Below are 9,080 nucleotides of genomic sequence, written 5' to 3'. Positions count from 1 at the left end.
AAAATCATTATGAGACTTCTTTTTCGAGGGGGTATAGGTAATTCATCTTTAACTGGATTTTACGAAAATCACATTAAAACAGGACAGGAGTTAATTGAAATTTTAAATAAGGAAATTCAACCATTAAAATAGCACTGTAACATTGAATAATAAATGGGACGGAGAAATCAAAATTCAAACGTCTCAATATTTGACGATGAGACTAATCAAATTACTGGTATTTATAAACTCCCTGCGAGATATATAAACGTTCGATATTTCAATAGAGTTATCTACTAAAACAATAAAACGGTACCGTTTTTTATTGCTACACTATTTATTTTGTATTATATAATTAGTTACCTTTATTTTTAATTAACTAAAAATCAATATTATGAAAAGTATTTATTCTATTTTATTCGCCTCAATTTTCTTTATTGGATGTCAGCCTAAACCTGATAATTCGGCAAATGAGGCTTTTGAAAAAAATTCAAAAACAGTCATGACCAACATTGAAGGTTGGCAAAACGAAAACCTTGATTATTCAATGTTCGCAAAAGATTTTGTAATGTTAAATACAGGCTTTGGAGTAGCTAAAGATTCATTAAATTTGGATGAGATGATGACAAACAACAAGCAAAGTTGGGCAACATTTAATTTTAAATTGCTTACCTCACCTCCAGTTTTATTGCCAGGTGTAAATACCCAAACTAAATTGGCAGATGGCTCTGTACGTCATTACAGCAGTTGGGAGGTGACGCTTCCTGCTACAGATTCTACGGCCGCCAAGTCAGGGGTTATAAAATTATACGAATCTTTCGATTTTGATGCCGAAGGCAAAATAAGATATCAGCAAGTTTATGGTGATTTTGGGGGATTAATGAATTATTTATTCAGCAAAGAATAATTTTAAATGCTTATTAAAATTGAAAAGCCTTTATATTTTTATAAGGGCTTTTTTAAACCTGAAGTAGTTTGTCAAGGAATTTTAACCATTTCATAGCTGTCCAACTTGGCATCTCTTCGTCTTTTCAATTCAGGGACTTCTAAACCTCTTACTAATAAATATTAACAATGCATTATTATAAATTTAACCTTGCAATTAAATATTATTTATTAATTTCACAATTAAAATATATTTAAAATGAATTTAATACTTACAGCAAGTTGCAATAATGCAGATGATTTTAAAAAATCAGGTTATGATGCAGTAAAAAATGAATTTTCAGATTGGTGTGATAGTTCAAAATGTATTTTTGCCAAAATTGATGAAAAAAATGTAGTTTAATTATTTTTTGATGCTAACCCATATAAACTTAAGGAATGGCTTTCTAAACCATCCACACAGGATATTTAAGACTCATAACTTAGTGCCCACAAGATATACTTTTGAGCCTCTATCAATATAAAATTTATTAAGTATTATTAATAAAATCCACTGAAGTGCAAGGTTTTCTTTTACACCATCGGCATATCACTTTCCACCAACTCACTTACTTTTAATACTCTTAGATAAGTTAAACTAACAGCTAAAAAATCTCCTAATTAATTTTAATATGTGTGACTTTTGATACATAATTTATTGTTTTCACAAACCTTTAAATCTTAAATAATGATAAACGAATTTTACCTAAGTATATAAGTTGACAACAAATAATTATTCTTAAAAATAAAAAATTATTCTTGGGAATAAAAAGTGGAGCCAAAAGGCGTAAAATCCAACTATTTTGGGGAGGATTTACTTAAAATTATAAACCCGCAACTGTAGGGGTTGCGGGTTCTACTGTGGTGCCTCCAGGAAGTTTTAGGTTTTACCTCATTTTACGTATTTTTATGTAAGAAATTGAAAATCAACAGTATAATGACTAAATCATTATAAAATAGTATAGAGAAATCAAACGAAATAACAAGGATTTAAACCTGCGGAGCAACCTCTCGAGCAACCGGTATTCTCGCCATATCTTAGCCTTATTAATCAAAATTTAAGAAATATGTATAAGGTTTTAAAGTCTTCAAAGGCAGCAATTCGATTTAGTCTAAAACATTCAAAAAAGTACTTATTAGAAAATAGATGCCAAGAAAATTTAATTATATTGTGGTTCTCCTTTGGAGGTCCAGACAAACGAGTTAGTTACTCCACAGGATATACAGTTTCTTATTTGTAGCGCTGCCATTATTTGATTGTTAGAAATATTTTGGTGCCTTCTTTCTTTTTTGTCAGTTTACCCGCTTTCTCCATATACTGAACTGTTGTAGAAATAAATCGTCCATCATCACAGTCGATGTTCTTTTTTAGGTCAGTCTGCAGACAGTTTGGGTTTGCCTTGACGTACTGATAGATTCTTGCTGCCAAGTCTCTTCTGGCAAATGCTACATCAACTTCTTCTTTATACGGGTGCAATTCTTTAAAGTAGTCAACAATGTCTTGGATATTTTTGAGCTGTCCTGTGTTGCCGTTGATTGCAAAGTAGATTAGGGCTTTGTCAAGAGCAGGGATTGTCTTGATGTCAAAACTGCCGTACTCCTTTTTGTTGTATTTGATTAACGATTCAAGAAGTCCCAAACTCCCTTGACAGTGCATTAGAAGATTATTAACGTCTCCTTTTTTCTCCGCTGCTGTCAATTGTCCCATTATGTCAAAGTACAGGTCATTGAGCTTTCTCAGTGATTGTCCTTTATAGGTCACTCGGTATTTGGTGACAATCTCGGGTACTCCGTCCGATATGTTCATGGGTGGCGATGTCGGTTGGGGTTTCTCCTGAGTTGTCGTCCTTGTCTGGGTCGGTTGGTTGGTCGTCTTTGTTGGTGTTTGTCCGCCACCGAATAGTTTTTTAAAGAAATTCATGTTGTTTTTATTTTAAATGCACCACAACGGTTTGTGTATGGTGCGTATCCCGAAGGGTATGCACTATACACCGTGTTATGCGTTCGCTTTTTAATCTTTCACTATAATTCCATTTTCTACAATAAAGCTTAACATAAATCCATATTTATATTTGCCGTCTGGTGCTGGTTGTCCGTTCATATAAGCCACTTGTCCTTTAAAGTTCATGCAAGGTGCTATTTCTATAACTCCTTTATCTGTTTCATGTTTAACTAAAACAATATTATTAGTTGTTTTAGTTGGATTTATTAGTTGTCCTGTTTTATTCTCAATTGTAGATTTTATTGTTGGGTCTAAATACTTACGTCTCAAAAAGTCGAACACTCTGTCAATTGAGTTTAGTTCACCATCATATTTACTTTCATTTACAAATACAGCATACTCTTCACTACTATCAACTTTCAAAGCCAAAATATTTTCGTCAAAGAAGCCATGTTTAAATAAATAGCTATCAACTTTTTTGTCAATAAGTAATGATTTGTTTCCTAAATATTCCCATCTTTCCTTTTGAACTTTGCCATTTGTAGAAACTAGTAATTCATTGTTGTTCCTAAAAATATAAACTGTCTTTGTTGAAAGAATGTCATCAATTGAAACCCAATGTTGATTTGTCAACAAAGTTAGATTGTCAAGTTTTTCACTAAACCTTTGAATTTTTGGAAATATGTCAGTTAAAAATGTTTTCATTTCTTGTAGTCTGTGTTTTTAAAGTGACGCATAACGTTGTTGTGTATGATTAGTGGTGTGTTTAAGCACCTAATTTAGTAAATAAAAACCAAATAGAAAATCCGAAAGGATTTTCGTAAGTAGGCGAGAACCAGCCATTAATTATACACGTCTTAAGTTTGTCTTTCACTAAATTTATATAATAAAATAGAAAGAACAAAAGAGAGAAATAAGATTAATATACACGGTGAAGCCAAGACTTCGACAACATTGATAATCCTCTCTCTTTTACTACTTAAACTTCGTTCAGTTCTGTGAGACCTAGATCTCGTTTTCAAGTTGTTGAAATGTGAGTAGCATCTGTTCTTTCCAAATTCAGTTCTTATGATTAAAGATAGAAAAATTTATGGAATCGACATTAGTAAATCTGTATTTGATATTTACAGTAGATCTAAAGGTCACGCTCAATTAAAAAATGATGAATCTGGTTTTAAACAGCTCTTAAAAAATTTGCCAAAACAAGCATTAGTAGTTATGGAAGCTACAGGTTATTATCATTACCGTTTAGCACAGTTTTTATACAAAAAAGGAGTGTCAGTTTCGGTTGTAAACCCTTTGTCTGTTAAACGATTTATCCAAATGAAATTGGCTAAAGTAAAAACAGATAAAAGTGATGCAAAAGCAATTTGTGAATATGGTACAATAAACGAAGTGCCACTTTATAATGCGTTAACAGATGTACAAGCGGAATGCTTGCAACTGTTTAGATTACTTGATAGTTACGTTAAAAAGAGCACAGCAACCAAGAACAAATTACATGGTGAAGACGTTTTAGGTGTACCATCAAAAACAGTTTACCGCTCTTTAAAAAGAAATTTAATACACTTAAAAAAAGAGATAAAACTATTAGAAGAAAGATTATTAGAATTAGTAAAACAGGACCAGCAACATCAATTAACATTATTACAAACTATTCCAGGAATAGGAATGAAAACAGCCTTATTTTTAATAGTAGTGACAGATGGTTTTAAGAAGTTTGAAACCGCATCACAACTTTGTAGTTATGTTGGTATAACTCCAACGATTAGAGAATCTGGAAGTAGTGTAAGAGGACGCAGTCGTATTAGTAAAGTAGGAAATAAAAAGCTTAGAAATTTAGTGTTTTTAGCAGCCTTTTCTGCTTACAAATATAACAAGGCTTGCAAAGCGCTATTTGACAGAATAGTAGCCAAAGGAAAGAGTAAAAAACTAGCATTAATAGCAGTGGCGAATAAGTTATTAAAACAAGCTTTCGCTATTGCAAAAAGTGGATTGCCTTATGATGAAAACTTTGTTTCAAGATTAGCTTAAAATTGCTTGTTTTTTAACTCAGTTCTTTGTTATATGCAGGCTTTTTATTCTGTATTAAATCAGATATAGCATTCCAAAGTTCAATTCGTTTTTCTAATGATTGTTTAGCTACAGTTAGTGTTTCATTCCATTTTTGCTCATCATCTTTACATAATTCAGAAATCATCTCAAGAGATAGAGGACCGTGTTCATCTCCGTCAAGTTCAATATGTCGTTCGAGATAGTAATTTATTTTGCTATATAATTTGTTTTCAGAATCTGAATTTTTAAGAATTTCGATAAACATATCTGGAATAACGTCTTCTCGCCCAAACGTAAATGCAGAAGCTACGAGGTGTGGCTTATTTGTTTCAATAATCGAAAATGTGAATTTAACAAAATCAGCTACTCTGTTATCGACATTAACTTGACTAAAACAATAGTCAACTGAATTTCCCAATTCAATAAGCTTAATAAAATCATTGATTTCATTCGTATTTCCATTTACTTGGAGCATAGCATCTAAATACATCTCAAAATGACTCTTTGGTTCTCCCAATTCATTAATGTCACTTTCCTCTCCGTGAACAATTTCATTTATAAATCTTGATAGTTTTGCGTTTTTTGGCGGTGTCCAAGGTGTTTGAACTTTAGTGAGATTTATTTGAAGATTTTTTAAAAGAGACATAAAATCCCATACTGCAAATATGTGATTTTCCATAAAAATTTTCACGTCATTAATGTTACGTAAATTTTCATAAAGTTTATGATTTTTCAATTCATTTCTTAATTCAGAAATCTCATTTTCTATATACTCTATTTTATTCATTTTTTAATTTATCTATTAACTATAAGTGTTGTATGTTGCAAATTTAATGCTATAAAATGAAAATGTATTTAATCATTAATAAATATAATAAATGATTAAATAGCTAAAAGTTTTAGTAATCAAGAAAAGTATTTAGCTCTCGGTTAGCTTGCATATAACGGTGCGTATAAGGAGCGTTTTAATGCGCTTTATACTTTGTTATGGGTTTTTTTATTGGTCATAAAACTCAGAAACTAGAAAATCAGCAATTTTTTGTTTAAAATCTCTCCTTGACCCATGATGGAATATACCACTGATTAGACCACCAAAAAACATCCTTGCAACAAAACTAGGAATATGTGTATCTAATCTTAATTCATCATTTCTTAAGAATATTTTTATACCAACAAATGAATCTTTATTTGCTTCGATCCATAAAACCTTTTTATTAATAGGATTAGAGCGGCTTTTAACCGCTATATGCGAGGATAATTCTTTACGAAGTTTTTCCTGAACAATTTCAAGTGTAACATTTTGTTTTAATTTCATTTTTCAATTTTTTAAAAAGTTAATAATTAAAAGAATAATAATAAAAATAAAAGCCACGAGTATCGCCTTAAATCCATTACTAAAAAAAGTTCCAAATCCAATTACTGAGGAGTCTGCAAATTCTTTAATCATTTCATGAACATTTCTAATGGCTTGTTTTCTAGCATTCTCCATCCATTTTTTTAAAATCTCATCATCGAACTGATATGTTGAATATTCTTCTTTTGGTTTTTCATTTTGCTTTCTATAGGTTTCTTTTTCTGACTTTTCTTCTTTTTTAGATGCGTGGTGTTTATGTTTAGATTCTTCTGTTTTCTTCTGCTTTTCTTTTTTTTGTTTAAAAGATTTATAAAGGGTGTGTTCTTTGTCGTAACGAATACGAGCTTCTTCATCAGTAAGGATTAATTTTGCTTCATTTATCTCCTTCATTTTTTCAGTAGTGTCCGTTTCTTGATTTTTATCCGGATGCCACTTCAAAGCCTGAATTCTGTATGCAGACTTGATTTCAGCTAATGTTGCTGACTTGGAAATATCAAGTATAACATAGTAATCCTTGAACATGCTTAGTCTTTATTCAGTTTGTCTTTGTTTTTAAAAATGTCACCTTCTCCTTCAACTGGTCTTTTCTTCCAGATTGCAATGATTCCTAGAATTGAAGCTATAAAAAGGCCTATACTTGGTAGAACAGTTATGTATGGCCAGAGCCCCATACATAGAACTCCAATAATAAAAAGCACTATTGATAATATGGCTTTAACTAATAAATTCATAATTAACTAATTTTATTTTACCTACTACCATTTTAAGTCTGATTTCGGTTTATTCCGACTCTGAATAATTACCCATAACGTTGTTGTATATGGTTTATTGCGTGTTTAAAGCACCTAATTTAGTAAATAATTACCAACCAAGAAAGCCCGCGAGGACTTTCGTAAGTAGGCAAGAAGCCAGCAATAAATTATATACGGTGTTGGCGGTAGTTTTTATTTTTTCGGCAAGTACAATTTTATGTCTCCGCTTCCAAAAAGTACTTTATCCAAATGACCCATTTTTCTTCTGTCCGTTGTAATTAGATGCATATGTACATTGGAATCGTGATGTGTAAAAATACCTTTATGTTCCGTTGAAAAGAAACCTACTATTTCCACTTCACTATTTCCTATTGCATAGTTTATCTGTCCTTGATGTGCTTCTTCTGGGGAACTGACTTTTGTTCCTTTGGGTAAGTTTTGAATATGGATTTTGGCACTATCAATTTGCCCTTTCAATTTAAAAACAAAAGGTCTATTAAAATCAAGTGCTTTTTTGTCGATAAACTCTTCTAATTCCTTAATTGTCTTGATGTTTGAAGGTAAGTCTTCAATATTCCAATCCGTTTGATTAGCATAAACTAAAAATGGTGCTTTAACTTGGTAAGTTTCCTCAACAACCATTGTTGTGTCTGTTGTTACTGTAGAAACATAGGATTTTCCATCAATTATTAATAGTTCTCCTGTTAGGTATTCAACTGGTCCTATACCATAAAGCCCTTTTTTGTCCTTAATTGTATCAAGATTTATTGTTCCTGCAAGTTCACCTTTCCACATCACATTTTTCATTGCTCCAATGATTTTTATGTTATTTTTTGTTGGTTTAGTACTTGTACTGCAACTTGTTATTAAAAGAATTATAATTGAATTTAATAAAATAATGTATTTCATTTTATGAATTTTAGTTAAAAAAAATGGGAGTTTGGGTATACCAAACTCCCAAAATTGTTTTAAATATTAAGATTTTGTTTCAGCTTTACCAACTAAACAAGCTTCTTTTTTATCTCTTGTACAGTTTTTTCTTTCTTCTTCTGTACAAGTTTTTTTGTTTAAAGAACAAGTGTTTTTATCCCTTTTACAATTTTTCATATCTTCTGATGAACAAGTTTTTTTGTCAGCAGAACAATTACTATTGTTCATTTTACAATTTTTTATTTGTTCTTCAGAACAAGCTTTCTTGTCCATTGTACATGTTTTTGTTTGCTCACAACATTGTTTTTTTTCTTGAGCATTAACGCTTAAACTTACAAATAGTAAAAGCATTACAATTGAAATTATATTTTTCATTGTATTATTTTTAAATGATTATTTATTTTTAAAATCTAAATTTTAGCAAATAATTTTTGGAGGTTGCCAAATTTTAGAAATATAACCATTAAGAATAATTTCTTTGAAGTAATATTTTTGTTTCTCAGCTATTGATTTAAAGTAAACGTCTGAAAAAGTAAAATTATTTGGTAGGAAAACAAATATTGAGGAAAGATTAATATTTAAAATGCAATTTTGTTCGTTAAAAGGATTATTACCTTCTTTGCTTTTTTGCTTATTGCAATGTTGCATACATTTATTTTCACAAGAATCCATTATTTCCATTTTAATGAATTTTGCTACTGGGAGCAAATTCATTAAAATAAAATAGGTTAATAATATGATTACTGTAAATTTCATTATGCAAATGTAACTATTTTTTTCATTTTAGGAGATTAGTCTTTTTAGCACAATTTTATAATTACCGCCAACGTGTTTGTGTATGGTTAGTTGCGTGGTTAAGCAACTAAGTTAACAAACAAATCACAGATAGAAAATCCGCAAGGATTTTCGTAAGTAGGCGAGTACTAGCAATGAATTATACACGTTGTTGGCAATAGTATTTTATTTTATAATTTTTAAAATTTCCAACAGTCTAGGAATTTTATCAACTTGTGTTTCTGTCCAAAAAGTATAGTTCTTAAATTCACTATCATCATAACTATTTAGTTTTATAGTTAATCTCCTCTTTTTTTCATAAACGAAATAGGATAATGTCATTTCATTTGCTTTAAAAATAAATTCAGAT

At 30.5% G+C, this 9,080-nt stretch carries 13 protein-coding genes; 3 read left to right on the top strand and 10 right to left on the bottom strand.

From position 1 onward, the window contains the following. Positions 1-373 precede the first annotated feature (373 nt). Together P8H50_RS04995 and P8H50_RS04990 are read left to right on the top strand one after the other, a co-directional pair. Complete coding sequence (locus P8H50_RS04995; RefSeq protein ID WP_300206235.1) at positions 374-886, top strand: hypothetical protein; 513 nt, start codon at positions 374-376, stop codon at positions 884-886. Positions 887-1,123: 237 nt separating this feature from the next. Beyond that, positions 1,124-1,267: a hypothetical protein gene (locus P8H50_RS04990; protein ID WP_300206233.1), complete on the top strand. Its 144-nt coding sequence runs from the start codon at positions 1,124-1,126 to the stop codon at positions 1,265-1,267. A gap of 885 nt (positions 1,268-2,152) precedes the next feature. On the opposite strand, the gene P8H50_RS04985 is transcribed toward P8H50_RS04990, so the two are convergent. Continuing rightward, the gene (locus P8H50_RS04985; RefSeq protein WP_300206231.1) at positions 2,153-2,824 is read right to left on the bottom strand and encodes a hypothetical protein; all 672 of its coding nucleotides are present in this window, start codon (positions 2,822-2,824) and stop codon (positions 2,153-2,155) included. Between the two features lie 90 nt (positions 2,825-2,914). After that, positions 2,915-3,481 carry a hypothetical protein gene (locus P8H50_RS04980; RefSeq protein ID WP_300206229.1) on the bottom strand — a complete coding sequence of 189 codons (567 nt, stop codon included), beginning with the start codon at positions 3,479-3,481 and terminating at the stop codon, positions 2,915-2,917. 432 nt (positions 3,482-3,913) lie between these two features. Here P8H50_RS04980 and P8H50_RS04975 point away from each other — a divergent pair, with 432 nt between their 5' ends. Then, the gene (locus P8H50_RS04975) at positions 3,914-4,879 is read left to right on the top strand and encodes an IS110 family transposase (RefSeq protein ID WP_300206227.1); all 966 of its coding nucleotides are present in this window, start codon (positions 3,914-3,916) and stop codon (positions 4,877-4,879) included. Positions 4,880-4,892: 13 nt separating this feature from the next. Here the strand turns inward: P8H50_RS04975 and P8H50_RS04970 are convergent, their stop codons facing one another. From P8H50_RS04970 to P8H50_RS04935, 8 genes are all read right to left on the bottom strand, one after another. Beyond that, entirely contained in the window at positions 4,893-5,687 is a 795-nt protein-coding gene (locus tag P8H50_RS04970; protein WP_300206225.1) for a DUF3050 domain-containing protein, read from the bottom strand. A gap of 210 nt (positions 5,688-5,897) precedes the next feature. Next, a complete protein-coding gene (locus P8H50_RS04965) occupies positions 5,898-6,215 on the bottom strand; it encodes a hypothetical protein (RefSeq protein ID WP_300206223.1) in 318 nt (105 codons plus the stop codon). 3 nt (positions 6,216-6,218) lie between these two features. Then, the gene (locus P8H50_RS04960) at positions 6,219-6,776 is read right to left on the bottom strand and encodes a DnaJ domain-containing protein (RefSeq protein ID WP_300206221.1); all 558 of its coding nucleotides are present in this window, start codon (positions 6,774-6,776) and stop codon (positions 6,219-6,221) included. Between the two features lie 2 nt (positions 6,777-6,778). Beyond that, positions 6,779-6,925 carry a hypothetical protein gene (locus P8H50_RS04955; RefSeq protein WP_300206219.1) on the bottom strand — a complete coding sequence of 49 codons (147 nt, stop codon included), beginning with the start codon at positions 6,923-6,925 and terminating at the stop codon, positions 6,779-6,781. A gap of 273 nt (positions 6,926-7,198) precedes the next feature. Further along, complete coding sequence (locus P8H50_RS04950) at positions 7,199-7,915, bottom strand: acetolactate decarboxylase (RefSeq protein WP_300206217.1); 717 nt, start codon at positions 7,913-7,915, stop codon at positions 7,199-7,201. Positions 7,916-7,981: 66 nt separating this feature from the next. Then, positions 7,982-8,311 carry a hypothetical protein gene (locus P8H50_RS04945; RefSeq protein ID WP_300206215.1) on the bottom strand — a complete coding sequence of 110 codons (330 nt, stop codon included), beginning with the start codon at positions 8,309-8,311 and terminating at the stop codon, positions 7,982-7,984. 42 nt (positions 8,312-8,353) lie between these two features. Then, the gene (locus P8H50_RS04940) at positions 8,354-8,692 is read right to left on the bottom strand and encodes a hypothetical protein (protein ID WP_300206213.1); all 339 of its coding nucleotides are present in this window, start codon (positions 8,690-8,692) and stop codon (positions 8,354-8,356) included. Positions 8,693-8,896: 204 nt separating this feature from the next. Next, positions 8,897-9,080, bottom strand: a 184-nt coding sequence (locus tag P8H50_RS04935) for a hypothetical protein (RefSeq protein ID WP_300206211.1), incomplete at its 5' end; no start/stop codon positions are given.

It is taken from the genome of Lacinutrix sp., from assembly GCF_029238095.1.
Lineage (GTDB): Bacteria > Bacteroidota > Bacteroidia > Flavobacteriales > Flavobacteriaceae > Lacinutrix.
This window is presented reverse-complemented; position numbering and strand designations above follow the sequence as displayed.

What these genes read in the sequence shown, in the direction of transcription:
- P8H50_RS04960 (WP_300206221.1), bottom strand. Translation starts at nt 6,776, where the DNA reads ATGTTCAAGGATTACTATGTTATACTTGATATTTCCAAGTCAGCAACA.
- P8H50_RS04955 (WP_300206219.1), bottom strand. Translation starts at nt 6,925, where the DNA reads ATGGGGCTCTGGCCATACATAACTGTTCTACCAAGTATAGGCCTTTTT.
- P8H50_RS04985 (WP_300206231.1), bottom strand. Translation starts at nt 2,824, where the DNA reads ATGAATTTCTTTAAAAAACTATTCGGTGGCGGACAAACACCAACAAAG.
- P8H50_RS04970 (WP_300206225.1), bottom strand. Translation starts at nt 5,687, where the DNA reads ATGAATAAAATAGAGTATATAGAAAATGAGATTTCTGAATTAAGAAAT.
- P8H50_RS04940 (WP_300206213.1), bottom strand. Translation starts at nt 8,692, where the DNA reads ATGAAATTTACAGTAATCATATTATTAACCTATTTTATTTTAATGAAT.
- P8H50_RS04990 (WP_300206233.1), top strand. Translation starts at nt 1,124, where the DNA reads ATGAATTTAATACTTACAGCAAGTTGCAATAATGCAGATGATTTTAAA.
- P8H50_RS04950 (WP_300206217.1), bottom strand. Translation starts at nt 7,915, where the DNA reads ATGAAATACATTATTTTATTAAATTCAATTATAATTCTTTTAATAACA.
- P8H50_RS04965 (WP_300206223.1), bottom strand. Translation starts at nt 6,215, where the DNA reads ATGAAATTAAAACAAAATGTTACACTTGAAATTGTTCAGGAAAAACTT.
- P8H50_RS04945 (WP_300206215.1), bottom strand. Translation starts at nt 8,311, where the DNA reads ATGAAAAATATAATTTCAATTGTAATGCTTTTACTATTTGTAAGTTTA.
- P8H50_RS04995 (WP_300206235.1), top strand. Translation starts at nt 374, where the DNA reads ATGAAAAGTATTTATTCTATTTTATTCGCCTCAATTTTCTTTATTGGA.
- P8H50_RS04975 (WP_300206227.1), top strand. Translation starts at nt 3,914, where the DNA reads ATGATTAAAGATAGAAAAATTTATGGAATCGACATTAGTAAATCTGTA.